Raw genomic sequence first — 25,880 nt, forward strand, 5'->3', positions numbered from 1 at the left:
GGCGGCCGGTGGCCTTCGACCCCGCGGTCGTCCGCGCCAGCTTCGCCGTCGTCGAGCGCCGGGCCGACCATCTGACCACCTTCTTCTACACCCACCTGTTCAGCCACAACCCCGGGCTGCGGGCGCTCTTCCCCGCCCAACTGCACGAGCAACGGGACCGGCTGTTCGCCGCGCTCACCCGGATCGTGCTGCGGCTGGACGAGCCCGAGCAGCTCACCGAGTACCTCCGGGCGCTCGGGCGCGACCACCGGAAGTTCCAGGCCGCGCCCGAGCACTACCCCGCCGTCGGCGCCAGCCTGATCGCCGCGCTGCGGCAGTGCTCCGGCCACTCCTGGACGCCGGAGACCGAGCGGGCCTGGACCGAGGCCTACGCCCTGATCGCCGGGATCATGACCGGCGCTGCCGACGAACTCCCGGAGCACCACCCGGCCTGGTGGGAGGCCGAGGTCGCCACCCGCCGCCGGGCCGCCCCCGACCTGATCGTGCTCACCCTGGCGCCGATGCGCCCGTACCCTTTCACGGCCGGCCAGTACCTCACCCTCAGCAGCCCCAGGGCTCCCCGGGTCTGGCGGCCGTACTCGCTCGCCAACGCGCCGCGCCCGGACGGCAGCCTGGAACTGCACGTACGGCGGGTGCCCGGCGGACTGCTCAGCCCCGTCCTGGTGGAGGACGTGATGCCCGGCGAACTGCTGCGGCTCGGACCGCCGCTCGGCGAGGCCGTGCTCGCCGACGCCCCGGACCGGCCGCTGTTGCTGGTCGCCGCCGGCAGCGGCTGGGGGCAGACCAAGGCGCTGCTGGAGCAGCTCACCGCCGGACAGCCGGAGCGGGAGGCGACCGTCCTGCTGGCGGCCCGCTCGGCGGCCGGGCAGTACGACCTGGACACCGTGCGGCGACTGCTCACCCGCAACCCCCGGCTGCGGGTGCTGACCGCCGCCCCCGACCGGTCGGCGGGCCCCGACGGCACCACCGCGCTGCTGCGCCGGACCCTGCACGGACAGGGCGACTTCACCGGTTGGGAGGTCCACCTCTCCGGCCCGCCGGAGCTGGTCTCCGAACTCGCCGGACTGGTCCTCGCCCTGGGCGCCGCCCCCGGGCTGGTCCGCCACGACCCGGTGCCGGCCACCTTCAACCGGGCCCGGCCGCTGACCAGCTCGGACTGGTTCCTGGACCACCGGGACGTGCCCTGGATCAACCGGACCGACCTGGGGTGACCGTCGTCACAACCGGGCCGGGGCCGGGAAACGGAGAAGCCCCCGGCCGGTGGCCGGGGGCTTCTCGCTGGTGCGCTCAGCAGGATTCGAACCTGCAACCTCTTGATCCGTAGTCAAGTGCTCTATCCGTTGAGCTATGAGCGCAAGGAACGGGCGAACCCGATCTTGCGGAGGTTGGTGCGCTCAGCAGGATTCGAACCTGCAACCTCTTGATCCGTAGTCAAGTGCTCTATCCGTTGAGCTATGAGCGCTCGCCCTGGTGAACCGTGGCCCCCGGGGCGTTGCGTGGACAACATTACATGACCTGCGACGCAGGACGAAATCGATTGAGCCGACCCCTCCGGCCTGCGGCGAACCGGCTCCCGGCCTGCTCCGGCCGGGCCGACGGTCACGCCCCGGACATGCGGGGAGCCCCGCCGACGAGATCGTCGACGGGGCTCCCCGGACTGCGGAGGCTGAGGGATTTGAACCCTCGATCAGGAATAACCCCGAAACCGCATTAGCAGTGCGGCGCCATAGACCGGACTAGGCGAAGCCTCCCCACATGGACCACGCCCGCGCGCTGCGGACCCGTTCCGTGTGTCAGTGATGATGCCACAACCGTGGGGCTCGGCACCAACCACCGCCCACGTTACTAGGCGGGTCGTCCCTGCCGCAAAGAAGAATGAGATACTGCCGACTCCGGAGGAGCTGCCCTGAGCCGAGGAGACCTGTCGACGTGAGCAGCAGGCCGATCCGAGGCGCTGCTCGCCTCGACGCCATACTCGACGCCCTGCCCGACGCGTTGTTGCTGGTGAACAGCAACGGCACGGTGGTGGACGCCAACAGCGCGGCGGTCCAGGCGCTACAGGCGCCCGGCACCTCGCTGGTCGGCATGGGCGTGCTCGGACTGCTGCCCGAGTTCGACCCCAGCCGGATCCCCGGCTCGATGCGGCCGGCCACCCGCGACGGCGACGCCCTGGACCGCCCGGTCCGGATGACCGCCCACCGCACCGACGGCACGACCTTCCCGGTCGAGGTCTCCGGCAACGACTTCGCCACCGACGGCGGCGAAGGCTACGGGCGCTCCCCGTACGAGCCGTACCGCGAGGGCCCGCGCGCCTCCTCGTCCTCCGACCTGCTCCTGCTGCTGGTCCGCGACCTCTCCGGACGGCTCGGCGTCGAGGCCGAGCTGCGCCGCCAGCACAAGCAGACCGAGATGATCCTGCGGGCCGCCGCCGAGGGCGTGCTCGGGGTCGACCTCGAGGGCCGCTGCGTGCTGGTCAACCCGGCCGCCGCGCACATCCTGGAGTACCGGGCGAGCGAGCTGGGCGGGCGCGAGCTGCACCCGCTGATCCAGCACTCCCGGGCCGACGGCACCCCGCTGGCGCTGGAGGAGTCCGCGCTGCTGGACACCCTGACCTCCGGGCGCAAGCACCGGGTGCGCGGCACCGTGCTGTGGCGCAAGGACGGCCGGCCGGTCACCGTCGACCTCACCACCGCCCCGGTCCGGGACGGCGACCAGCTGGTCGGCGCGGTGATGACCTTCACCGACCGCAGCCGCGAACTCGCCCTGATCGCCCGCAACGAGCAGCTCACCGCCGTCCTGGAGGGCGAGCTCGGCGGCGCGCTGAGCGCGCTCAACCAGCGGCTGGACACCCTCGCCGCCGACCCGGCCGGGCAGCTCTGGCCGGAGGCCAACTGGACCCTGCGCCGACTCGCCGACGAGTGCCGCCGGTTCGGCAAGCTGATCGACGACGTGCTGGAGCACCAGCGCGCCGAGGCCGGGGAGGCCGGCCCGGCCGAGGGCAAGGACGCCAAGGAGTCCGCCGCCAAGGGCACGAAGGACGCCAAGGACGGCAAGGACGCCAAGAGCGGGCCCCAAGCCGCCCGGCAGGTGCCGGTCGGCCTGGACAAGGTGGTGCGCCGGGCCGTCGAGCAGGCGGGCGAACTGGTCGGCCCGGGCCGGGTGCGCTTCTCGGTGCACGCCGCCGCGGTCGAGGTGATCGCCGACGAGCGCCGGCTCGCCCAGGCGCTGGCCCACCTGGTCGCCGACGTCAGCGGCACCGGCCTCGGCCTGGACGCCCCCACCGCCCCCTCCCCCGGCCTGGCCGTCCCCGGACTGTCGGTGCCCGGCCTGGGCAACCCGCCCGCGCCCACCGCGCCCGCCGAACCGCCGACCGTCGTCCTGGCCGCCGCCCAGCGCGGCGACGTCGCCCGGGTCGAGATCCGCGGCCCCGGCGTCGGCGGCAGCCCCGTCCACCTGCCGATAGCCCGCGCGGTGGTCGAGCGCCACGGCGGCGTGCTCCAGCCGCACGAGCTGCCCGGCAAGGCCGGCACCACGTACGTGGTCGAGCTGCCGCTGGACCCGGTCGCCGCGAAGGCCGCCGCCGAACGCGCCGCCGCCGAGGGCCGCTCGGACCGGCCCAAGGAGAGCGACAGCGCCGTCCTGCCCGAACTGCCGGGCATCCCGCAACTGCCCAGCAGCGGCGAGGCCGCCGAGCCCACCGCGAGCAGGACCGCCAGCACGGCCACCCCCGACACCCCGGCGGCCGCCGCCGAGGGGCAGCCCGCCCGCGAGGCCGCCGAGCCGGAGCGGGCCCCCGCCGAGGAGCCCCCGGCCGAGCGCCGCGGCCGCCGCGGTCGGCCCGCCGCCGAGAACCCGGCCCCCGAGCCCTCCCCCGCCGTCCCGGCCGACCAGTGGCCGAACGCCCCCGCGCGGGTCGAACGGGCCGTCCCCGAGCAGTGGAACGGCACCGGCAACGACCCCGCCTACGGCCGCCGCGGCCCGAGCGCCCCGGAAGCCGCCCAGCGCGACCCGTGGGGCAAGGACGACGGCCGCTCCGGCCCCGCCTACGCCGTGCCCGTCGAGGGCGGACGCCCGCAGCAGAACCGGCCCGCCGGCCGCGAACCGCTCGCGCTCGGCCCCGCCCCCACCGCCGGGGAGCCCGCCGCGCCCCCCGCTGAGGACGGCGGCGAGGCCAAGCCGCGCAGACGGCGCGCGCTGCCCTCCGCCGAGGACTCCTCGGGCGGCTTCGCGCTGCCCGGAGTGGGCGAGGCCCCGGTGTACCCCGGCCTGGAGCACGCCCTGCCCGCCGGTCCGGCCCCGGCCCCGGCCCCGGCCGAGCCCGCCACCGCGCCGACCGGCCGCCGCCGCCGGCTCTCCGTGCCGCCCGGCCCCGCAGCACCGGACGCCCCCCCGGCACCGCAGGTCGGCGGCGGCGCGTTGGAACCCGCCCGGCCCGCGCTGCCCGCCGCCGAGGAGCAGAGCGCCCCGCGCCCGGTCGGCAGCGGACTGGCCGAACTCGCGCCGCCGCGGCCGGTCGGCGCCCCGGCGCCCGCCGCCCCGGCGCAGCCGCCGGCCGTACCGCGCCCGATGGCCGAACTGCCGCCCGCCCGGAGCGACCGGCCCGACGCCGAGCAGTCGCCGACCGGGTCCGGCGAACTGGCCAACACCCGCCGGCTGCTGGTCTGGCCCGAGCCGGACCCGGCCACCAACCAGGCCCTCCAGTCGCGCGGCTACCTGCCGGTGATCGTCCGCTCCCGCGAGGAGGTGGACGCCCAGGCGAACGCCTTCCCGGCGGCGCTCTTCGTCGACCCGCTGACCAGCCCGATCACCCGCACCGCGCTGCAGTCGCTGCGCACCGCGGCGCTCAACAGCAGGGTCCCGGTGCTGGTCACCGCGGGCCTCGGCCAGGCCACCCGGGACGCCGCGTACGGCGCCGACCCGGCCGTCCTGCTGCGCGCCCTCGCCCCGCGCGACGGCGAGCACCACGCGCCGCGGGTGCTGCTGGTGGAGGGCGACCCGGACATCGCCGCCGCCATGATCAGCAGCCTGGAGCGGCGCGGCATGCACGTCGAGCACGCGGTGGACGAGAACGACGCCGTCGCCCGGGCCAGCAGCGTGCAGCCCAACCTGGTGGTGATGGACCTGTTCCAGATCCGCCGCCGCCGGATCGGCCTGCTGGACTGGCTGCGCGCCAACGACCGGCTGCACCGCACCCCGCTGGTGGTCTACACCTCGGTCGACCTCGACCCGCGCGAGCTGCCCCGGCTGCGCACCGGCGAGGCGGTGCTCTTCCTCGCCGAGCGCTCGACCAGCGAGGACGTCCAGTCCCGGATCGTCGACCTGCTCGGGCGGGTCGGCGCGATGGGCGAGGCGGGCGTCGCCGCCGCGGGCTGAGGCCGGAGCACGACGGGCCGACCGCCCGGAGACACGGCGGAGGGCCGGACCGTACGGTCCGGCCCTCCGCCGTGTCCGCTACTCCTTGCCGAGCGTGGTGACGTCCAGCTCGTCGGCCGCGTAGCTGGCCCGGATCACCTTCTTGTCGAACTTGCCGACCGAGGTCTTCGGGACGGACTCGACGATCGCCCAGCGCTCCGGCAGCTGCCAGGAGGCGATCCGCTCGGCCAGGAAGGCCCGCAGCTCCTTCAGCCCGGCGGTCGCGCCCGGGCGCAGCACCACGGTGGCCAGCGGGCGCTCGCCCCACTTCTCGTCCGGCACCGCGACCACGGCGGCCTCGGCCACCTCGGGGTGGCCCATCAGAGCGTTCTCCAGCTCGACGGACGAGATCCACTCCCCGCCCGACTTGATGACGTCCTTGGCCCGGTCGGTGAGGGTCAGGTAGCCGTCGGCGGTGATGGTGCCGACGTCGCCGGTGCGCAGCCAGCCGTCCTCGGAGAACTTGTCCTCCGGGCGGAGCGGGTCCTGCCCGGCGCCGCCGTAGTAGGCCGCGGCGATCCACGGACCGCGCACCTCCAACTCGCCTGCGGCGACGCCGTCGTGCGGCATCCGCTCGCCGCCCGGGCCGATCAGCCGGGCCTCGACGGAGGCCGGGAAGAGGCCCTGGGTGATCCGGTACGGCCACTCCTCCTCGGGCGTGAGGCCGCCGGGCGGCTGGGCGAAGGAGCCGAGCGGGGAGGTCTCGGTCATGCCCCAGGCGTGCAGCACCCGGATGCCGTGGCGCTCGTCGTAGGCCTTCATCAGCGAGGGCGGGCAGGCACTGCCGCCGATGACCACCATGCGCAGGCTGGAGGTGTCGTAGTCGCCGGCGTCCAGCTCGTCCAGCAGGCCGCTCCAGATGGTGGGGACGGCGGCGCTGACCGTGGGCCGCACGGCGGCGATCATCTCGGCCATCGGCTTGGGCTGGAGGAAACGATCCGGCATGAGCAGGTTGGCGCCGGACATGAAGGCGGCGTGCGGGATGCCCCAGGCGTTCACGTGGAACATCGGGACCACCGGCAGCGCGGTGTCGCGCGGGGTGAAGGCGAAGTTGTCGCCGGTGTTGACCTGCATGCAGTGCAGGTAGATCGACCGGTGGCTGTAGAGCACGCCCTTCGGGTCGCCGGTGGTGCCGGAGGTGTAGCAGAGCACGGCGGCCTGGCGCTCGTCCATGTCCCGCTGCCACGGGTAGTCGGTGGGCCGCCCGGCGATCAGCTCGTCGTAGTCGTGCACGCCGCCCGCGAAGCCGGCCAGCAGCGAACGGTCGCCCGGGCCGGCCACCACGACGTGCTTCAGCGTGGGCGCGAGGGCCGGCAGCACGGCGGCGAGCAGCGGCAGCACGCTGCCGTTGACGATGATCACGCGGTCGGCGGCGTGGTCGATGATGTAGGAGAGCTGCTGGGCGGGCAGCCGCAGGTTCAGGGTGTGCAGCACGGCGCCCATCGCGGGGACGGCGAGGTACGCCTCCAAGTGGAAGTCGTTGTTCCACATCAGCGTCGCCACCCGGTCGTCCCCCGTGACGCCGAGCTCGTCGCGCAGCGCGTGGGCGAGCTGCGCGGCACGGGCGCCCACCTCGGCGTAGGTCCGGACCACCGGGCCGGTGGCGTCCCAGGTGGTGACGGTCGAACGGGCGTGGACCGTGGATCCGTGTTCCAGGATTCGGGTGACGGTGAGTGGTACGTCCTGCATCGTGCTGAACACGGGTCCTCCTCGACCTGGCGGCACTGGCGACTCCCGCGGCACACCTACCGGGCGGTAATGCGCGCGGACGTGCCCGATTGTGCCGTTCCGTCCGCCTGCTGTCAGCATCCCGGCCCCGTTGCACGGATCACGGATTCGCCCGGTTCCTCCCCCGGCACTTCGCCCGCCACCTCCCCCGGCCACTCCCGTGGGGTGGTGCTCAGCGGTGGTCGGGACGGCAGAGGCGCAGCGAGTTCGCCGGGTCGGGGGCGTACGCCGGGTCAAGGACCCAGCCCTGCTCGGCGGCGATCCGCAGGGCCTGCTGGGCGCCGGCGCCGCGGTAGGTGGCGCGGTGCAGCCGGATGCGGCGCAGGAAGGTGCCGTCCGGGGCGAGCAGCCGGCCGTAGCTGTCGGCGGTGCGGCCCAGTTCGCGGGTGGCGTCGCGCTTGAGGATCCGGCGGACGTGCCGGTCCCAGGCGGCGGGGCTGCCGGTGAACTCGGCGCGGAAGGCGCGCGGGCCGACCGTCCAGCGGGCGCCCCAGCGCTCCCAGTAGTCGGGCTCGGGGCGGTCCACCCAGAAGGTGAGCAGGCCGTACACCGGGGCGTAGACCAGCTGGAGCAGGAAGATGACCGGCAGCAGCGGTGCGAACCGGCCCGGCTGCGGCCCCCACGGGGTGCCCGGGGCCGCCGGCGGATCCTGCGGGGAGGGCGCGCCCACCGTGGCCGGGGCGGGGAACCGGCGGACCAGCCGGACCCGCTCCGCGTCGGTGCCGGACGGCGCCACCTGCCAGCCGAACCGCTCGGCGATCCGGGCCACGCCGTCCGCGCCGAGGCCCCGGTACAGCCGCACCGCGAGTCCGACGGACACCTCGCGGCCGAGGTCGAGCTGCACCTCGCCGCCGCCGGCCGCGTGGTTAGCCTCGGCGGCGGCGATGCGGCGGCGCAGGACCGGGGTGACGTAGCGCTCCCAGTCCTCGGGGCGGCCGGTGAGCTCGGCCCGCAGGCGGCGCGGCGGGATGAAGCTGCGGTTGACCCTCAGCCAGCCGTCGGAGCTGGGGCCCTCGCCGCCGTAGTTGGAGAAGATCGCGGCCGCGATGATGACCGCGAAGACGGCCACCAGGCCGAGGATCCAGAGCGGGGCGTAGATCCACTGCAGGAGGAACTGGAGCAGCACCACCGCGCGGTTGCGGCGCGGCAGCGGGCCGACGGGCCGCACCTGGGGGGCGCACTGGCTTGCGGGGCAAGGGGGTTGGGTAGCTGGTCGCGGCCTTGGTTGCTGCTGCTGTGGCGGGACCGGCTGGGCGTACGGGTTCTGCTGGGGCGGCACCGGCTGGGCGTACGGGTTCGGCCCGTACGGATCCTGCCGTGGTGCGCCGCCGCCGCAACCGGCCGCGCCCGGGTGTTCCTGGCCGTTCGTCATGCCGCCCCCTGGGTGCTCGGTGAGCGGCCACCCTATCGACGGGCGGTCAGCCGGCGGTCGGCCCGTCGACCTGGTCGCGGTCGATGGTGAGGGTCTGGCCGGCGTAGGTCTCCTGGGCGTTGCCGCGGTACTGGTGGACGCGCTGGCGGGAGGGCCAGAGGTCCGGAGTGAGCGGTCCGGCGCCGGCGGTGTCGGCGTGATCGTCCCAGCGGGCGTACCAGACCGCGTCGGGGAGCGGGGAGCTGCCGGCCCGGGCGGCGGCGGCCAGGTCGGCGACGCCGGAGTCGAGGCTGGAGTAGAGGCCGGAGCGGTAGCCCGCCGAGTGCAGGGCCTGGGTCCAGCCGAGGGCGAAGTCGACCACGGCCTGCCCGCAGGCGGCGTCGTGCATCGAGTAGGCCTCGATGTCCAGGTAAACCGGGCCGCCCTTGCCGAGCCCGAGCGAGCGCATCGCGCGCACGGCCTCGCCGGCCTCGTCCCGGCCCTGCTCGACGGCCTTGGCCGGGTCGATCCGCTTGGGCTTGCGGCTCGGGTCGGCACACGGCGCCTGCAGGCCGACGTGCACCGGCAGGAAGCGCCAGCCGGCCGCGCGCGCCTGGCGGATCCAGTCCGCGGTGAGCCGGGGCTGGGCACAGCCGCGCTGGGAGCCGCTGACGTAGATGCCGACCGCCCCGTACGGCGAGGCGGCGCGCCAAGCCCGCAGGGTCTCGGCCGGGGGCGCGGTGCAGGCGTCGAAGGCGGTGCCGCTCCAGTTGTCGCGGAACCGGGGCGGGCCGATCCGGTCGGGGAGCGTGACGGTGCGGATGCGCGGGACGGCGGCGGCGGGAGCGGAGGCTTCGGCGCTCACGCCCGTCCCGTCGGTGGCCAACATGAGCACGAGGGAGGCGGCCAGGACGGCCGCCGGGCGGAGGTAGCGCATCCGGCCTTGATACTGACGGACCATCGGACGAACGCGTCCACCACGCCGCAGGGGCCCTGCGGGACCACCCTTTCGGGTGCGCCCGTCCACATCCGTCCCGATTCTGGTAACGAGCTTGCTGCTTTGTCACTCCTTACGGCAAACTCGTTAGCATGCCCACCTCCCACAGCAGCGAAACCGCTGTCCCCACCTCGGCCGCCGCCGTCGCCGAGGCCCTTGCCATGCCGCCCGCCCCCAAGGGCGAGCCTGCCGGCGAGCGGGGCAGCTGGCGACGAGGTGGGGAGCCCGGCTCCGCGGCGCCCCCCGGGGTGCGAACCGGCCGAACCGGCCGGTTCGGCAAGGCCCTGCGGCGCCCGGAGCGAATCCCGGCGCCGCTTCTGTGTCTGGTCGCGATGTTCCTGGTGCAGACCGGCATCGCGCTGTCCAAACCGCTGTTCGGCCCGCTCGGGGTCAGCGGCACCACCTTCCTGCGCCTGGGCTTCGCCGCGGTCATCCTGCTCGCCGTCACCCGGCCCAGGCTGCGCGACAAGCGCCCGCGCGACCTCGCCGCGGCCGCGCTGCTCGGCGTCGCCTCGGCCGGGATGACCTTCCTGTTCGCCGGGGCGATCGACCGGCTGCCGATGGGCACCGCCGCGACCATCGAGTTCCTCGGCCCGCTCGCGGTCGCCCTGGTCTTCGCCCGCCGCGCCAGCCACCTGCTCTGGGCACTGCTCGCCGGGGTCGGCGTCCTCCTGCTGACCCTGCTCGGTGAGGGGGAGGGCGGCGGCTCGCTCGACCCGGTCGGCCTGCTGTACGCCTTCGGCGCCGCGGCCTGCTACGCGGTCTACATCCTGTTCACCGACAAGGTCGGCGCCACCTTCCAGGGCTTCCAGGGCCTGGCGGTGTCGATGACGGTCGGCGCGCTGGCCCTCGCGCCGTTCGGGCTCGGCCAGGCCTGGGACGGGCTCACCGCGCCCGGCGCCTCCCCGCTGCTGCTGCTCGCCTCGGCGGCCGGGGTCGCGCTGCTGCTGCCGGTGCTCCCGTACGCGCTGGAGATGACGGCGCTGCGCCGGATGCCCCAGCGGGTGTTCAGCGTGCTGGTCAGCCTGGAGCCGGCGGTCAGCGCGCTGGTCGGGCTGGTGGTGCTCGGCCAGCTGCTGGGCGCGGCGCAGCTGGCCGGGATCGGCTGCGTGGTGGCGGCCAGCGTGGGGGCCACGCTGGCCGGGCGGCGCTGACCAGGCCGCGCTGACCGGCCCGGCCCCGGACGTCGGCCTGTACGACGGCTTACAGCCCTTACCGCGCTTGCGGCGCTTACCGCGCTTACGGCCAGAGCAGGGTGCGCGACCACTCCGGCGCACGGACCGGGCCGGTGCGGGTGTAGCGCAGCCGGACGTGCCGGCGCTGGGCGTCGCCCTGCCAGAACTCCACCTCGTGCGCCCACAGGGTGTAGACCGCGTGGCCGGGCGCGACGGCGTCCGGGGTGGCCTCCAGCCGGCGCCGGGCGACCGCCACCGCCTCGTCGTACTCGGTCAGCCCGCCCAGCAGCTCGCTCTGCCGGCCGACCAGCGCGCCGATCCGGGCGGCCGGCGAGCGGGTGGCGAACTCGGCGGCGGCGACCAGATCGGCGGCCCGCTCGACGGTGCCGCGGACCCGCACCTGGCGGCCCAGTTGCGGCCAGTAGACGGACAGCGCGGCGGCCGGGTGGTGGGCGAGCTGACGGCCCTTGGGGCTGTCGGCGGCAGCGGAGAAGTTCCAGCCGGTGCCGGCCGCGTCGACGTCGCGCAGCACCAGCACCCGGGCGTCCGGCATGCCGTCGGCATCGACCGTGGAGAGGGTGAGGGCCTGCGGGTCCAGCACCCCGGCGTCCAGCGCGGTGGCGAGCCAGTGCAGGAACAGCGGGCCGGGCTCGGCGGGGGCGGCCTCGTGGTCGAAGGAGGGCAGCGGACGGGCCATCGGCGGGCGGCCGAGCAGCAGTTCGGGGACGGACCGCGGTTCGGGCCGGCGCTCGTCCAGTGGCGCCGGGCACGCCTCCGGCTGCGGCTCCGGTGCGGGCCTGGCCCCGTCCGGGCCGGTCAGGCCCTCGTCCTCCGCCGCCATCGCGCGCCTTCCTTCCGATTGCCGCGGTCGTCGCCCCGGCCGGGCCGTCCGTTCCGGGCCCGGCCACGTGGGAGCGCTGTCGGAGCGCAACCGTACCGTCGTGGACCGACGGCTCCGGGCTCGGGCCCTCGTTGGACGGATCCGGACCGCTCGCACGGGGTGGTACGCCGCGGGTGCGCGCCCGTGGCCGCGCCCGTGGCCGCACCCGGTGGGAACAGGCGGCCGGTCCGGACCGGCGCGCGGGTCCGGACCGGCGCCGGACACACTCGTGGGCGGTGCCGATGGCGGCACCGCCCACGAGGCCGGTTTCGCGGCGACCCTTTCCGCTGGCCGGTCAATGCGCTTGTCCTTCGGAGCCCTCGACAGTGCTCAGCTCACCCACGGCCACCCACCTCCGGCGCCCCCGCCGACGGTGGTGCCGAAAGCGGTCAGCGGAAGATCGGGGCGAAGATGACGTTGACGTTCTTGTTCCCCTGGCCGGCCAGGACGTTGCCCGCGTTGTCCTTCACCGCGACGGTGTTGTTCTGGTTCGAGGCACCGGAGCCGGTGGCCGTCTGCTGGGTGGAGACGTAGTTGCCGTCGACCCCGCCGAACACGTTGCCGGTGCCGGTGTTGGACACCACGCCGGCGTTGGAACCGGCCGCGGCACCCGCGCCGCTGTCGGCGGCGGCGGCCCCGGCGCCCACCAGCAGCAGGCCGGCCGCGAGCGGCGCGGCGAGCAGGATCCCGGACACCCGGCGGGTGTTGAAGCGAGCCATATGAGCCTCCAAATAAGCTGTTAATCGTGCATTGGTCGAGCATGGATGCGGGGGTTCGCCGGCCAGACGAACTCCTGCGGGCTGCGACGCCGGGTCACAGACTTCCGCAACAAATCGACAAAGCACTAGCCGACGGAGCAGTTTTCGCCCGTTAGCGTGATATCCACCCGAGCCGCGCATAACGGGCGTCGATTCGGACAGGGCGCCGACACACCGCTACTGAGCTGGTACTACACCCGAGCGGCGGCGACTTTGCACGTCCCGGGAAGCGGCGCTTCGGCGCCGCACGAACCACCGAGCGCACCACCCCGGCGCAGACCTCCAGGGAACGCGCCCCAGAAAAGTTCGACCACCCTTCCATGTCGACTTTTCCAGCCATGTGCAGACCATCAGAAAGTCGTACGGAAAATACGGTCAAGAAAGCGATGGCGAAAAGGGTGGTGGGACCACGAATCCTGTTGCTCTGAAAATCAGACCATCTTGCCCGGATTGAGGATTCCCAGCGGATCGAAGACCGCCTTCACCTGCCGCTGCAGGTCCAGCCCGACCGGCCCCAGCTCACGGGCCAGCCAGTCCCGCTTGAGCAGCCCCACCCCGTGCTCGCCGGTGATCGTGCCACCCAGCTCCAGGCCGAGCGCCATGATCTCGTCGAAGGAGCGCTGGGCACGTTTCGCCTGCTCCGGATCCGCGCCGTCGAAGATCACGATCGGATGGGTGTTGCCGTCCCCGGCGTGGCTGACCACCCCGATGGTCAGCGCGTGCCGCTCCGCGATCCGCGCGACGCCGTTCAGCATCTCGGCCAGCCGGGACCGCGGCACCGCCACGTCGTCGATCATCGTGGTGCCCAGGCGGTCCAGCGCGGGCAGCGCCAGCCGCCGGGCCGCCAGCAGCAGATCGGACTCCGCCTGGTCCTCGGCCGGCACCACCTCGGTCGCCCCGGCCTCCCGGCACAGCTCCGCGACCCGCGCCAGCCCGGCCTCCCGGTCCGGCCCGTCGAAGGCCACCAGCAGCAGCGCCTGGGTCGACTCCGGCAGGCCCATCTGCCCCAGCTCGTTGACGGCCCGGACGGACACCGCGTCCATCAGCTCCATCAACGACGGCGTCAGCCCGCTCGCCATCACCGCGCAGACCGCCGCACCGGCGGTGTCCGCACTCGGGAACTCCGCCGCCAGCGCCAACTGCGGGGCCGGCGCCGGCCGCAGCGACAGCACCGCCCGGACCACCACCCCGAGCGTCCCCTCCGAACCGACCAGCAGCCGGGTCAGGTCGTAGCCGGCCACCCCCTTGGCCGTCCGGCGCCCGGTGGACATCAGCCGGCCGTCCGCCAGCACCACGTCCAGCCCGAGCACGTACTCACTGGTGACGCCGTACTTCACGCAGCACAGCCCGCCCGCGCCGGTACCGATGTTGCCGCCGATCGTGCAGGACTCCCAGCTGGACGGGTCCGGCGGGTAGCAGAGTCCGAACTCCTCTACGGCGCGCGCGAGTTCGGCGTTCACCACGCCCGGCTCGACCACCGCGACGCGGTTCACCGGGTCGATCTCCAGGATCCGGTCCAGTTTCACCAGCGACAGCACGATGCACCCGTCGACCGCGTTCGCCGCCCCCGACAGCCCCGTCCGGGCCCCCTGCGGCACCACCGGCACCCGCAGCTCGGTGGCGGTGCGCAGCACGTGCTGCACCTGCTCGACCGTCTCCGGGAACACCACCACGGCGGGCGCGCCGGCGGCGCAGAAGCCCGCCATGTCATGGCTGTAGGCCGCGGTGACATCCGGATCCACCACCACCGCCCCGGCCGGGAGTCCCTGCGCCAGCCGGTCCGTCAGATCACCCATCGCCGCCTCCACTCGCCACCGCACCGCCGCCACCTCCGCACTCTGCCCGCCGGGCCGGGGGCGGGCAAGTGGGCCTCGCCCCCGGGCCGGGCCCGGCACACGGCCGGGGTGGCGAGGGCACGGCGCAGCGTGAGCGACGCCCTGCGGCAGCGTCAACAGTTCCTGCAACCAAGGGAGATGAGAGGCCGGCGCGCCACCGGGCACCAGCGGCCCGAGGTGCCCGCCCGCCCGCCGGACGGGCCGAGCGGGGAAACACCGAGGGCGGGTGCCGAACGATGTCGGCACCCGCCCTGAGCAGGTGTGGTTCCCCTACCAGCGGAGAGCGTGGGATTCGAACCCACGGTGACGGGTCACGCCACGACAGTTTTCAAGACTGTTCCCTTAGGCCGCTCGGGCAGCTCTCCAGGCGGAGGTCAGCCTAACGGGTCCGGCGGGGTTCGGTGCACACGATTCCGTGTGCACCGGGGTCACTGATCGCCGTCCCGCTGGCCGAGCGTGACCTTGGTGGTCATGGTCTGGCCGTTGCGGGTGTACTCGACGTCGACGGTCTCGCCCGGCTTGTGCGTCCAGATCCGGCTGACCAGGGCGGGGCCGTTCTCGATCGGGGCGCCGCCGAGCTTGGTGATGACGTCGCCCGGCTTGAGGCCGGCCTTGTCGGCCGCGCCGCCGGGGGTGACGGCCGGCTGGCCCTGGATGTCCTTGGTCTGGATCTGCGCGCCGTCGCCCTTGTAGTCGTCGTTGCGCAGCACGTCGAGCTTGGCGTAGACCGGCTTACCGGTCTTGATCAGGGTGTCCGCGACCCACTTGGCCTGGTTGATCGGGATGGCGAAGCCCAGGCCGATGCTGCCGGCCCGGCCGTTGGCGGAGGCGTTGGACTGGATCGCCGAGTTGATGCCGATCACCGCGCCGCTGGAGTCGAGCAGCGGGCCGCCGGAGTTGCCGGGGTTGATCGAGGCGTCGGTCTGCAGGGCGTTCATGTACGAGGCCTGCGAGCCGGTCTCGTCGCCGGAGGCGACCGGGCGGTCCTTGGCGCTGACGATGCCGCTGGTGACGGTGGACTCCAGGCCGTACGGCGCGCCGATCGCCACGGTGGCGTCACCGACGTTGACCTTGTCGGAGTCGGCCAGTGGCAGCGGCGCCAGCTTGCTCTTCGGCGGGTTGTCGATCTTCACCACGGCGACGTCGTAGCCCTCGGCGTGGCCCAGCACCGAGGCACTGTAGGAGGTGCCGTCGGCGAACTTGACGGTCAGTTTGCCGCCGCTGCCGGTGAGGGTCGGCGCGACCACGTGGTTGTTGGTGAGGATGTGGCCCTCGGTGTCGAAGACGAAGCCGGTGCCGGTGCCCGACTCGCCGTTGCCCTGCGCCTTGATGGTGACGACGCTGGGCAGCGCCTTCTGCGCGATGCCGGCGATCGAGCCGGGGGCGGGCTCGTTCCTCTGGGTGTTGCTGGCCTGGACGGTGGTGCTGCGGTGGTCGTCCGCCGAGGGGCTGCTGTTGGCGTGGTCGGTGGCGACCACACCGATCGCGCCGCCCGCGATGCCGGCGACCAGCGCGACGGCCGCGAGCAGGGCCACCAGGCCGCCGCGCTTCTTGCGCGGGCCGCCGGGGCCGGTCGGGCCGCCGGGGTACTCGGCCGGGTAGCCGAGCGGGCCGCCCGGGCCGCCGGGGTAGCCCGCGCCGCCGGAGCCGGCGTCGTGGCCGGCGCCCCAGCCGCCGAGCGGCTGGCCGGCACCGAAGGGGTGGTGGCCCTGCGCCGCGGGCGCGCCGGCGCCCGGGGCGCCGTACGGCTCCTGCGCGTTGGCGGCCGGGACGCCGTAGCCCTCCTGGGCGCCGGCGGCGGGCACGCCGTGGCTCGGGGTCGCGTACGGGTTGGTGCCCGGGGTGCCCGGCGGCAGCGCGGGCGCGGCCGGGGCGGGGGCCTGCGCGGCCGGCGCCACGGCCGGGGCGGGGGCGACGGGCGGCGCGGGCGGCAGGACCGGCGGCGGGGCGTCGATGTAGCCGGTGACCGGGTCGACGGCCGGCTCCTCGGCGGCGGGCGCCGCCGGGGCCTCCGGCGCGGGGACCTTGGTGAAGGCGACGGTGGGCTTGTGCCCGCCCCCGGCCGGAGCCGCGTCCGCCGCCTCGGCGACCGGCTGGGCCACGGGCTCGGCGGCCGGCTCCGGGACCCGGCTGAACGCCATGGTCGGCTGGTGACCGCTGTCGGCGGGCGCGCCCTCGGCCGGGGCGTCGGCCGCCGTCGGCTCGGCCACCGGCTCGGCGGCCGGCTCCGGAACCCGGCTGAACGCCATCGTCGGCTTGTGACCGCCCTGAGCGGTGCCGTCGGAAACGGCGGCCGCCGCCTCCGGGGCCCCGGCGGGCTGCTCCCCCTGCGGCCCGGTGGGCCCAACCTCGCGCTCGGTGCTCACGGACGACCTCCATAGCTGACAGAACCAAGGACCATAGTTTTTCGCACCGACGATTCGATTGCCGTAAGGACCCCTCTGAAGAACTCATAAGAATCCTTAGCCGCCTCCGACGACCGGGCTCCCCACCCCCGCCGGGCGTCCCGCGATGCGGACCGCGCACCCACCGGCCTTTGGCGTTCGTACCCGTGCCGGTTAGCCTGTCGCTCCAAACTGACACGCGGGAGCTTGGACCAACCAGGCTGAGAGTGCGCATGTCGACCGTACGCCAGGCGAGTGACCGGCGGGCCGTCGAGGGGGCGCTGACCGCCGGAACCTGTCCGGGTAATGCCGGCGTAGGGAGTATCGGCCATGCCGCCTGCTTCGCCATCCTCTTCTCCGGGCGCGCCCGCGTCCGAGGATTTCCCCGCCCCCGCCGCGACCGCGCTGCTCGACCACCGGGTCGAGGCGCCGCTGGTCCTCGACACCGAGCCGCCGCGCACCCTGCGCTTCCGGGACCACTTCGCGCTCTGGATGAACCTCGGCGTCAGCCTGATCGGCTTCTCCACCGCCGCCACCGTGCTCGGCGCCAAGGGCAGCGAGCTGTCGCTGGCGGCCGCGGTGACCGCGATCGTGGCCGGTACGGCGGTCGGCACCGCGATGCTCGGCGTGGCCGCGCTGATCGGCGCCCGGACCGGCGCCCCGGCGATGGCCAACCTGCGCGGCCTGTTCGGCACCCGGCTGTCCTACCTGCCGACCGTGCTGAACATCGTCCAGTGCATCGGCTGGGGCGTGTTCGAGCTGCTGACCATCTCGGCGGGCGCGCAGACCGTCGCCCACACCACCGGCTACCGCTGGCTGTTCGTGCTGCTCGCAGGCGCGCTGACCACCGCGCTGACGATCTGGCCGCTGGGCTCGATCGCGGTGCTGCGCCGCTTCGTGGCCGGCGCGGTCGCGGTGGCGATGGTGTACTTCACCGTCCAGCTGGGCCGCCAGGGCGTGCCGGACCCGGGTGCGGGCAACTGGCACGGCTTCCTGGGCGCCACCGACGCGATGATCGCGGTGTCGATCTCCTTCGTGCCGATGGCCGCCGACTACACCCGGCACTCGCGCACCCCGCGCTCGGCGTTCTGGGGCAGCTTCTCCGGCTACACCGTCGCCCAGGTCTGGTGCTACGTGCTCGGTCTGATGGCGCTGCTGCAGTCCGACGGCGACCCGAACCGGATCTTCGACTCCTTCCTCGGTGTCTGGGCCGGCTGGCTGTTCCTGCTGGTGCTGGTGCTGCGCGAGACCGACCAGTCCTTCGCCAACGTCTACTCGACGGCGATGTCGCTGCAGAACCTACTGCCGCGGGTGGACCGCCGGGTGCTGAGCGGCGGGATCGGCGTGCTGATCACCGTGCTGGCGCTGCGGATCGACCGGTTCACCGACACCTACAGCAACTTCCTCGGCCTGATCGGCTCGGTCTTCGTGCCGCTGCTGGCGGTGCTGGCGGTGGACTACTTCTTCGGCGCCGGCCGGCACGGCTGGGACCTCTCCGAGCGGGCGCCGTCCCGCTGGCTGATGCTGCTGCCCTGGGTGCTGGGCTTCGCGGTCTACCAGTTCATCGCGCCGACCGCGGTCGCCGACTGGTGGGTGGACTTCTGGACCTCCGCCCAGGAGGCGCTGCACTTCACCCCGCAGCAGTGGACCTCCGCCTCGCTGTTCGCCTTCCTGGTGCCGGCGCTGGCCACCTGGGCGCTCACCCCGCTGACCCGCCGCACCGCGCGGGGCTGAGTCCCCGCCGGATCCCGCCGAGTCCCCGGAGGCGGAGCCGGCCCCGCAGGTTGGGACCGGCTTCGCCTCCGCGTAACCCGCGCCCCCTATCGTGGAGGCCGTGACCAGCCCAGACCTGCCCCCGGCCGCGGCGCGCACCGCGCCCTCCGTCCAGGTGATCGCCCACCGCGGTTCCTCCCACGCCATGCCCGAGCACACCCTCGCGGCGTACCGGCGCGCGCTCGACGAGGGCGCGGACGCCGTCGAGTGCGACGTCCGGGTGACGGCCGACGGCCACCTGGTCTGCGTGCACGACCGCCGGATCGGCCGGGTCTCCGACGGCCGGGGCACCGTCTCCGCGATGACGCTGGCCGAGCTGGAGGCGTACGACTTCGGCGCCTGGAAGACCGGCCGGCCCAGCACCGACCCCGAGCTGCGCGGCGTGCTGCGGCTGGAGCGGCTGCTGGAGCTGGTGGTGGACTACGGCCGCCCGGTGGACCTGGCGATCGAGACCAAGCACCCGGTGCGCTTCCGCGGCCGGGTCGAGGCCGAGCTGCTGCGGGCCCTGGAGCGGTTCAAGATCAGCGCCGTCCGGGAGGGCGACCGCCCGTCCGCCCGGATCATGAGCTTCTCCTCGATCGCGCTGAACCGGGTGGCCGCCGCCGCGCCCGACTACCGGCGGGTGTTCCTGATCGAACGGATGCTGCCGCTGCTCGGCCGGCTCCGCCCGGGGCAGCCGCTGCCGGGCGGGGCGCGGATCGCCGGCCCGGGCATCGAACTGATCAAGGCCAAGCCGCAGCTGGTGCCCCGGCTGCGCGAGCTGGGCCACGAGGTGCACGTGTGGACGGTGGACGAGCCGGCCGACGTCGAACTGTGCCTGGAGCTCGGGGTGTCCGCGATCATCACCAACAGGCCCGCCGAGGTACTGGCGCAGCTCGGGCGGTGATCCTCCTCCGGGAACACCGCCGTACCCGATCCCCCTGGTCGGCAATCAAACCTTCCGCGCACGGTATTGCCGGAATTCTTGCCTTCGGGCGACGGAGGGTGAGCACGGAATGACCTCTTGTCGACCCTGAGTCGCGCCGCTCGAAATGGGCTCGCGGGATCCTCCGCCGGTCGTTTCCGACGCATTACCAAGGGGCATCCATCCCTCGGCATACGCTGAAGGAGGTCCGGGGGTGGCGTTGATGGTGGCGCGTGAAGTGCCGACTTCATCGACCATGGCAGTGCCGCACGGCCCAGCGAGTGTCGGGGTCGCACGGCGCCGACTGCGTCGAGATCTGGGTGACCGGCAGATACCGGAACCGGTCATCGATGATGCTGTTCTGATCCTTTCCGAACTGTTGAGCAACGCCTGTCGATACGCCCGTCCGCTCGGCCCGCTGCCCGCCCTGGGCCGCAGCGCCCGGGCCGAGGTGGTGGACCAGGTGCTGGTCGGCGTCCCCTCCGGGACGCACCCGGCACCGGGCGACCGGGAGCACGAGGACGGTGCGGCCGAGCCGGACGGCGGCGTGCTGGTCCGCTGGCAGATGCACGCCGACGGCGTGCTCACCCTGGAGGTCACCGACGGCGGCGCGGCCACCCGGCCGCTGCCCGCCAGCCCCTCGCTGACCTCGCGCGGCGGCCGCGGCCTGGCCATCGTCGACCAGCTGGCCAGCGACTGGGGCGTCCGGGACGCGCCCGGCGAGGTGACGGTCTGGGCGGCGCTGCCCGCCCGTGCCCGGCACGCCCGGCGCACCGGGGGTGACACCGCCCGCAGCGCGTAGGGCCTGTCCGGCGGATCGCGGCGGATCAGCGCGCGGCGTTGGGCGCCCGTCTGGGCGTGCACCCGAGTCGTCCTCGTACTTGGCGCACGTGGGCGATTCAGGCGTGCGTCCAGGCGGGATGCCCGGCGTCGTGCGCCCGGCGAGATCCGCCGGACAGACCCTAGCCGGAGGACGGACACCCAGGCGCACGGCATCCGCCCCAGCGCGTTCCCGCACGCCGGTGGAACGTCAGTAGGCTTCCCGGTGAAAAGGACCACCGTCCCCGGGAGAGCCGCAGCATGGGCAAGAAGGCCGCCAAGAAGGCGCCGCAGCGCCAGTCCACCACCGCCGTCACGGGCGAGATCCCCGTGGTCGGGGCCCGCGAGGACTGCCCTTGCGGCTCGGGCCGCCGCTACAAGGCCTGCCACGGCCGGGAGGCCTCGCACGCGGTGCAGGAGCTGGTGCACCGCCCGTTCGAGGGCCTGTCGGGCGAGGCGGACTGGGTCGCGCTGCGCGAGCTGGTGCCCGCCGCCACGGTGCCGCTGACGCTGGCCGCCGGGGTGGCCGGGACCGCCGAGGGCGACGTCCCGTCGGTGACCCTGGCCACCGTGCTGCCGCTGGCCTGGCCGGCCCTGCGCCGCGCGGACGGCTCGATCCTGCTGGGCCTGCAGACCCAGTCGTCCTCCGGCGACCTCAGCCGCGACCTCGCGGACGCCCTGGAGCTGGCCCTGGCCACCGAGCCGGGCAGCCCCGTCCCGGCCCGCCGGACCGTGCCGGGCGGCCGCCGCCTGCAGGACCTGCTGGACACCACCGCCGCGTTCGCGCCCACCGTGCACACCGGCTTCGAGTTCTGGCTGGAGGACGCCGAGACCGCCAGCGGCGAGGTCGCCGCCTCGCTGGAGCGGGCCAACGCCTCCGCCATCCCGACCGAGAAGCTCGCGAGCGTCGACGCCGCGTACTGGTGCGGCACCCCGGACAAGAACCACCTGCGCTGGGTGATGACCGTGCCCGAGGAGCAGCTGCTGGACGCGCTGGCCCGGCTGAACGCCGCCGGCGAGGCCTCGCTCGGCGCGGACACCCGCCTGGTCGGCTCCTTCCGCGCGCACGGCCTGACCGTCCCGGTGTGGGACCTCCCGCTCGCCATGACCGCCACCGACTGCGAGAAGCCGGCCGCCGAGTTCGGCGAGCGGCTCGCCGCCGTGCTCGCCGACCCGACCCCGCTGACCGCCGAGGAGCGGCGCGCCCGCGCCAACCTGGTGAACCGTCAGGTCACCTTGAACTAAAGCGCGCTGGATCCGGGTGATACGCGTCACATTGTCGCCATGGAAGCGCAATTTCCGGGCCTGGAGGGCGTCTTGGAAATTGGCGCGAGCGCGGATCCTTGTTACTGTCTAAAGAGTCCGGTCGCTGGTGCATCCCCCGTCGCCAGCGGCCGGATCTTTTGTTTTCCGGAACGCCCCGCACCACCGGGCCCGGAGTCCGGCACGAACCGGCGATCAGTCAGTACGTCGAGCGCCCGCTGTCCAGCCGGACCGTCGCCTCCACCAACTCCCCCAGCAGCGGCCCGACCTGCGGCAACCAGACCCCACCGGACACGGCCGGTCGCGGCGCCAGCACCCAGCGCACCCTCCCCCAGCCTCCGGCCGGGGGGACCCCGACGGCCCCGCCCCCCGGCGGCAGCGGCAGGAAGCCGCCCGGCCCGTGGTAGCGCAACGAACCCGGAACCCAGGGGAGTTGGGCGAGCATCTCGCCCAGGGCGTCGAGCGAGTACGGGGCCACCAACAGCGCGTAGCGGCCCGGCATCGCGAGCACCGGGCCGAGCGGCAGACGCAGCGCGCCCAGGTAGACCAGCGCCCGCGCGCCGGCCGCCGCGGGCAGGCTGACCGCCGAGACCGCGGAACCGGTCGCGGCCAGCACCGGCGCGTCCGGGCTCTGCCGCTCCCACCACCAGCGGACCATCCGGGCGTCCGTGGTCGCGGCCAGCAGCGAGGGATCGTGCGGGTGGGCCCCGGGCACCGGGCAGTCCGGCTCCCCGCAGGAGCAACGGCCGCCGCGCAGCACCGTGCCGGGCACCACCGGCCAGCGGTGTTCGACGGCGGCCGTCAGGGCCGCTTCCAGCCGGGCGGACGACTCCTGCGGTTCCTGCGACTCCTGCGACCGGCTCTTCGGGCTCTTCGGGTTCTCACGCATGGCGCTCGTTCCTTTCCCTGACCGCTCGGTTCGCTCCGCCCCACCGACGTCCGTCGGGACTCGCCACGCGGGCCCGCGACGGCACGGCCCCGGACGGCGCGAAGCGGGGGCGGGCGGCATGGCGGACGGCGCGGCTACGACGTGGAGCACGGTGTGGAGCACGACATGAGAAGGGCCGCGCACTGGAACAGCCCTTGGAACGAGAATCCCGTATGCGACCGGATGGACGCCGCCCGGGCGCGCTTGGTTCCACCGTACGAGTGAGAGACTTCCGGCCAGCCCGGAACGCGGGCGGCGCGGACATACGATCCGGACGGCCGCCCGGCCCGTCCCATCCGTTCTGCCCGCTCGCGGCTCGCTCCATGCCTGCGGCCGCGACCGGCGCGCGCACGAACCGTGCACGCCCTCCGACCGGGTCGCTCCGAGGTGGAACCGGCCACCGCGTCGTCCTGGATCTGGACATGCCCCGAATGGCCTGTGTAGAAGTGGTGGCATTGCTGTCGATCAATGACGAGTAGTAGCGAATCGAGGCGAAACGGGCCCTTTGGCCGTGCTCGCTCCACATCGGCCGTATCTGGGGGTTCCGCATGGCACGTAGCACCGCGTCAGGAGTGGCGGCATGACCAAGTCCCACCCGTCGACGTCCCACCCGTCGACGCCGACCGCAGAGCCGGGTGAACCCGGCTGCGCAGGCGGGCTCACCGTCCTCGACCCGCCCGGCCGGCCGGCCCTCGCCGACACCGCGGAGGGCACCACGGCCCCGTCCACCACGCTGCAGGACCGTTTGGCCGGACGTCTGTCCGATATCACCAGCCTGCACGAGCACACCGAACGGCTCGCCCGCACCCGCGGCCTCACCGCCACCCTGGACGCCGTCCTCGCCTCCGGCGCCGACCTGCTCGGCGCCCGCCGCGGCGTCCTGGTCACCCTGCTGCCCGGCGGCGGCTCCGGCCAGCCCGTCGGCCTCGGCCTCGACCGGGCCAGCCTCGGCGCCCTGGAGACCGTCCCGACCGAACAGAGCCTGCTCGCCCGGCTGCTGCGCGAGCAGGACCGGCCCGACCAGCTCCACTCCCGCGACCTCGCCGACGACCCGGACATCGGCGGCCGGCTGCGCGAACTCGCCGTCCACCTCGGCCTCGGCGGCGCCTACGGCCTCCCGCTCGCCACCGCCGAGGACGGCCCGCTCGCCGCCGCCGTCTGGTTCTTCGACCGGCCCGCCGAACCCACCGACTGCCAGCGCGAACTCGCCCGCCACTACAGCGAGATCGCCGCCCAGCTGCTCGCCAAGCAGCTGGAGGCCGAACGCACCCGGCGCACCACCGAGGCGCTGCGCCGCGGCCTGCTGCCCGACCACCTCCCCCAGGCCGCCGGGCTGCGGCTCGCCGTCCGGCTCGTCTCGGCCGGCCTGGACCGCTCCAGCGGCAGCGACTGGTACGACGCCATCCCGCTGCCGGACGGCACCATCGGCCTCACCGTCGGCTCCGTCTCCGGCGACGGCCCCGGCGCCGGCCCCGCCTCCGCCCCCGGCGCGGCCGCCGCGATGGGCCGGGTCCGGGCCGCGCTGCGGGCGTACGCGGTGCTGGAGGGCGAGGACCCGGTCTCCGTCCTCGGCGACCTGGAACTGCTACTCAAGACCACCGAGCCGACCCGCACCGCCACCGCCGTCTACGCCTGGGTCGACCCCCAGGAGCGCCGGATCACCCTGGCCGGCGCCGGGCACTGCCCGCCCGTCCTGGTCGGCCGGCAGGGCGCCGAGTTCGTCGAGACCTCGCTCTCCGCCCCGCTCGGCATGCTGGCCTGCTGGGAGGCCCCCGGGGTCGAGTTCACCGCCGAGCGCGGCGACACCCTGCTGCTCTACACCGAGGGCCTGGCCCGCCGGTGCGGCCCGACCCTGCACGCCGGCCAGGCCAACCTGCGCCGGGCCGCCGCCGACGCCCCGCGCGACGTGCGGATCGACCCGGACCGGCTCTGCGCCCACCTGCTGTCCGTCTGCCCCCTCCCGGACCGCGCCCCGGCCACCGACGACCTGATGCTGCTGGCCGCGCGCTTCGAGTAGGCGTACGAACCCCCGACGGGCGAGCGGCCGGGCGTCCGTACCATGGACGCACGGCCGCCCGCGCGTGTCGCGACCCGACACCTCCCCCGAGGGCGGCGGTACCACCCCCAAGGAGGCGTTGCACGTGACCGAGGACCGGACCCCCGCGGTGGCCGAGAACCCCGAGGCCGAGGGCGGCGAGGAGCCGCAGCAGTTCAAGGGCCGCAAGAACGGCCTCTACGGCGAGATCTCGGACGAGCTGTCCGCCTCGATGAAGTCCGGCTGGGCCGACACCGAGCTGCACGGCCTCGCCCCGATCGCCCAGGCCCGGTACGCCGCCGCCCGCCGCGCCGCGCTGTCCGCCGCCCACCCCGGCGTGCGACTGGTCGTCCCGGCCGGCAACCTGCGGGTGCGCTCCAACGACACCGACTACAACTTCCGCGCCGCCAGCGAGTACGTGCACCTCACCGGCGACCAGACCGAGGACGCGGTGCTGGTCGGCGAGCCGACCGGCGACGCCGGCCACGAGTTCGCGCTGTACCTGCTGCCCCGCTCGGACCGCGAGAACGGCGAGTTCTGGCTGGACGGCTACGGCGAGCTGTGGGTCGGTCGCCGACACAGCCTGAGCGAGCAGGAGCAGCTGCTCGGCCTGCCCGCCCGCGACGTCCGCAAGGCCGCCGAGGAGCTGGCCGAGCGCGCCAAGGACCCGGCCGTGCCGACCCGGATCGTCCGCGGCTACGACGCCGGCCTGGAGGCCGTGCTCGCCGACGTCCTGGACGCCGATGAGGACGCCGGGCTCAAGGAGTTCCTGAGCGGCCTGCGGCTGGTCAAGGACGAGTGGGAGATCGGCGAGCTGCGCGCCGCCTGCGACGCCACCGTCAACGGCTTCACCGACGTGGTCCGCGAGCTCGGCCAGGCCGTCGCCACCTCGGAGCGCTGGATCGAGGGCACCTTCTGGCGCCGCGCCCGGGTCGAGGGCAACGACGTCGGCTACGGCACCATCGCCGCGGCCGGCCCGCACGCCACCACCCTGCACTGGGTCCGCAACGACGGCGACGTGCGCCCCGGCGAGCTGCTGCTGCTGGACGCCGGCGTGGAGACCCACACCCTCTACACCGCCGACGTCACCCGTACCCTGCCGATCAACGGCACCTTCACCGAGCTGCAGCGGAAGATCTACGACGCGGTGTACGACGCCCAGGAGGCCGGCATCGCCGCGGTCAAGCCGGGCGCCCGCTTCCGCGACTTCCACGACGCCTCGCAGCGCGTCCTCGCCGAGCGGCTGCTCGCCTGGGGCCTGCTGGACGCCTCGGCGTACGACGTCGAGAAGGTGCTCGAACTCGGCCTGCAGCGCCGCTGGACCCTCCACGGCACCGGCCACATGCTCGGCCTGGACGTCCACGACTGCGCCCACTCCCGCCGCGAGGAGCACGTCGACGCCCTGCTGGTGCCCGGCATGGTGCTCACCGTCGAGCCCGGCCTGTACTTCCAGCAGGACGACCTGACCGTCCCGGAGGAGTACCGCGGCATCGGCGTCCGGATCGAGGACGACATCCTCGTCACCGCCGACGGCAACGAGAACCTCTCGGCCGGCCTGCCGCGCCGCGCCGACGAGGTCGAGGCCTGGATGGCCTCGCTGGCCTGAGCCTCCGCACGGTGACGGGCCCGGCCTCCCTC

At 74.4% G+C, this 25,880-nt stretch carries 17 protein-coding genes and 4 tRNA genes; 9 read left to right on the forward strand and 12 right to left on the reverse strand.

All coding sequences use genetic code 11. From position 1 onward, the window contains the following. Positions 1-8: 8 nt before the first annotated feature. Complete coding sequence (locus ACZ7BZ_RS03310; RefSeq protein ID WP_470356898.1) at positions 9-1,211, forward strand: globin domain-containing protein; 1,203 nt, start codon at positions 9-11, stop codon at positions 1,209-1,211. A 68-nt stretch (positions 1,212-1,279) separates the two neighbouring features. Here ACZ7BZ_RS03310 and ACZ7BZ_RS03315 read toward each other — a convergent pair. The 3 genes from ACZ7BZ_RS03315 to ACZ7BZ_RS03325 form a co-directional block, all read right to left on the reverse strand. After that, positions 1,280-1,355: transfer RNA gene (locus tag ACZ7BZ_RS03315), tRNA-Arg, on the reverse strand. A gap of 31 nt (positions 1,356-1,386) precedes the next feature. After that, positions 1,387-1,462: transfer RNA gene (locus tag ACZ7BZ_RS03320), tRNA-Arg, on the reverse strand. Positions 1,463-1,660: 198 nt separating this feature from the next. After that, a tRNA-Ser gene (locus ACZ7BZ_RS03325) sits at positions 1,661-1,751 on the reverse strand. Between the two features lie 178 nt (positions 1,752-1,929). Here ACZ7BZ_RS03325 and ACZ7BZ_RS03330 point away from each other — a divergent pair. After that, the gene (locus ACZ7BZ_RS03330) at positions 1,930-5,373 is read left to right on the forward strand and encodes a PAS domain-containing protein (RefSeq protein WP_470356899.1); all 3,444 of its coding nucleotides are present in this window, start codon (positions 1,930-1,932) and stop codon (positions 5,371-5,373) included. A gap of 78 nt (positions 5,374-5,451) precedes the next feature. Here ACZ7BZ_RS03330 and ACZ7BZ_RS03335 read toward each other — a convergent pair whose 3' ends face one another. From ACZ7BZ_RS03335 to ACZ7BZ_RS03345, 3 genes are all read right to left on the reverse strand, one after another. After that, positions 5,452-7,113, reverse strand: coding sequence for a long-chain fatty acid--CoA ligase (locus ACZ7BZ_RS03335; RefSeq protein ID WP_470356900.1), 1,662 nt, complete (start codon positions 7,111-7,113; stop codon positions 5,452-5,454). Positions 7,114-7,312: 199 nt separating this feature from the next. Then, positions 7,313-8,512: a hypothetical protein gene (locus tag ACZ7BZ_RS03340; RefSeq protein WP_470356901.1), complete on the reverse strand. Its 1,200-nt coding sequence runs from the start codon at positions 8,510-8,512 to the stop codon at positions 7,313-7,315. Between the two features lie 46 nt (positions 8,513-8,558). Then, on the reverse strand, positions 8,559-9,428 hold the full coding sequence (locus tag ACZ7BZ_RS03345) for a DUF1906 domain-containing protein (protein ID WP_470356902.1): 870 nt from the start codon (positions 9,426-9,428) through the stop codon (positions 8,559-8,561). A gap of 152 nt (positions 9,429-9,580) precedes the next feature. On the opposite strand from ACZ7BZ_RS03345, the gene ACZ7BZ_RS03350 reads away from it, so the two are divergent. Continuing rightward, positions 9,581-10,642 (forward strand): EamA family transporter, encoded by a 1,062-nt coding sequence (locus tag ACZ7BZ_RS03350; RefSeq protein ID WP_470356903.1) that lies wholly within the window; start codon positions 9,581-9,583, stop codon positions 10,640-10,642. Positions 10,643-10,727: 85 nt separating this feature from the next. On the opposite strand, the gene ACZ7BZ_RS03355 is transcribed toward ACZ7BZ_RS03350, so the two are convergent. The 5 genes from ACZ7BZ_RS03355 to ACZ7BZ_RS03375 all read right to left on the reverse strand — a co-directional run bounded on the left by ACZ7BZ_RS03355 (position 10,728) and on the right by ACZ7BZ_RS03375 (position 16,502). Further along, complete coding sequence (locus tag ACZ7BZ_RS03355) at positions 10,728-11,504, reverse strand: pyridoxal 5'-phosphate synthase (protein ID WP_470356904.1); 777 nt, start codon at positions 11,502-11,504, stop codon at positions 10,728-10,730. A 428-nt stretch (positions 11,505-11,932) separates the two neighbouring features. Then, the gene (locus ACZ7BZ_RS03360; protein WP_470356905.1) at positions 11,933-12,262 is read right to left on the reverse strand and encodes a hypothetical protein; all 330 of its coding nucleotides are present in this window, start codon (positions 12,260-12,262) and stop codon (positions 11,933-11,935) included. Positions 12,263-12,732: 470 nt separating this feature from the next. Next, on the reverse strand, positions 12,733-14,097 hold the full coding sequence (locus ACZ7BZ_RS03365) for an FAD-binding oxidoreductase (RefSeq protein ID WP_470356906.1): 1,365 nt from the start codon (positions 14,095-14,097) through the stop codon (positions 12,733-12,735). A 316-nt stretch (positions 14,098-14,413) separates the two neighbouring features. Then, a tRNA-Ser gene (locus tag ACZ7BZ_RS03370) sits at positions 14,414-14,501 on the reverse strand. Between the two features lie 63 nt (positions 14,502-14,564). Next, on the reverse strand, positions 14,565-16,502 hold the full coding sequence (locus ACZ7BZ_RS03375; RefSeq protein ID WP_470356907.1) for a S1C family serine protease: 1,938 nt from the start codon (positions 16,500-16,502) through the stop codon (positions 14,565-14,567). A gap of 348 nt (positions 16,503-16,850) precedes the next feature. On the opposite strand from ACZ7BZ_RS03375, the gene ACZ7BZ_RS03380 reads away from it, so the two are divergent. The 4 genes from ACZ7BZ_RS03380 to ACZ7BZ_RS03395 all read left to right on the forward strand — a co-directional run bounded on the left by ACZ7BZ_RS03380 (position 16,851) and on the right by ACZ7BZ_RS03395 (position 21,261). After that, positions 16,851-18,254, forward strand: coding sequence for a purine-cytosine permease family protein (locus ACZ7BZ_RS03380; RefSeq protein ID WP_380454312.1), 1,404 nt, complete (start codon positions 16,851-16,853; stop codon positions 18,252-18,254). Between the two features lie 100 nt (positions 18,255-18,354). Continuing rightward, a complete protein-coding gene (locus tag ACZ7BZ_RS03385) occupies positions 18,355-19,179 on the forward strand; it encodes a glycerophosphodiester phosphodiesterase family protein (protein WP_470356908.1) in 825 nt (274 codons plus the stop codon). Positions 19,180-19,411: 232 nt separating this feature from the next. Further along, complete coding sequence (locus ACZ7BZ_RS03390) at positions 19,412-19,999, forward strand: ATP-binding protein (RefSeq protein WP_470356909.1); 588 nt, start codon at positions 19,412-19,414, stop codon at positions 19,997-19,999. A gap of 278 nt (positions 20,000-20,277) precedes the next feature. Then, complete coding sequence (locus ACZ7BZ_RS03395; protein WP_380454306.1) at positions 20,278-21,261, forward strand: DUF5926 family protein; 984 nt, start codon at positions 20,278-20,280, stop codon at positions 21,259-21,261. Positions 21,262-21,478: 217 nt separating this feature from the next. On the opposite strand, the gene ACZ7BZ_RS03400 is transcribed toward ACZ7BZ_RS03395, so the two are convergent. Then, a complete protein-coding gene (locus ACZ7BZ_RS03400; protein WP_470356910.1) occupies positions 21,479-22,168 on the reverse strand; it encodes a bifunctional DNA primase/polymerase in 690 nt (229 codons plus the stop codon). 619 nt (positions 22,169-22,787) lie between these two features. Here ACZ7BZ_RS03400 and ACZ7BZ_RS03405 point away from each other — a divergent pair. Further along, the gene (locus ACZ7BZ_RS03405; protein ID WP_470356911.1) at positions 22,788-24,224 is read left to right on the forward strand and encodes a PP2C family protein-serine/threonine phosphatase; all 1,437 of its coding nucleotides are present in this window, start codon (positions 22,788-22,790) and stop codon (positions 24,222-24,224) included. Positions 24,225-24,348: 124 nt separating this feature from the next. Continuing rightward, complete coding sequence (locus tag ACZ7BZ_RS03410; protein WP_470356912.1) at positions 24,349-25,848, forward strand: aminopeptidase P family protein; 1,500 nt, start codon at positions 24,349-24,351, stop codon at positions 25,846-25,848. The last annotated feature ends 32 nt before the right edge of the window (positions 25,849-25,880 follow it).

The organism is Kitasatospora sp. NPDC036934, from assembly GCF_055608425.1.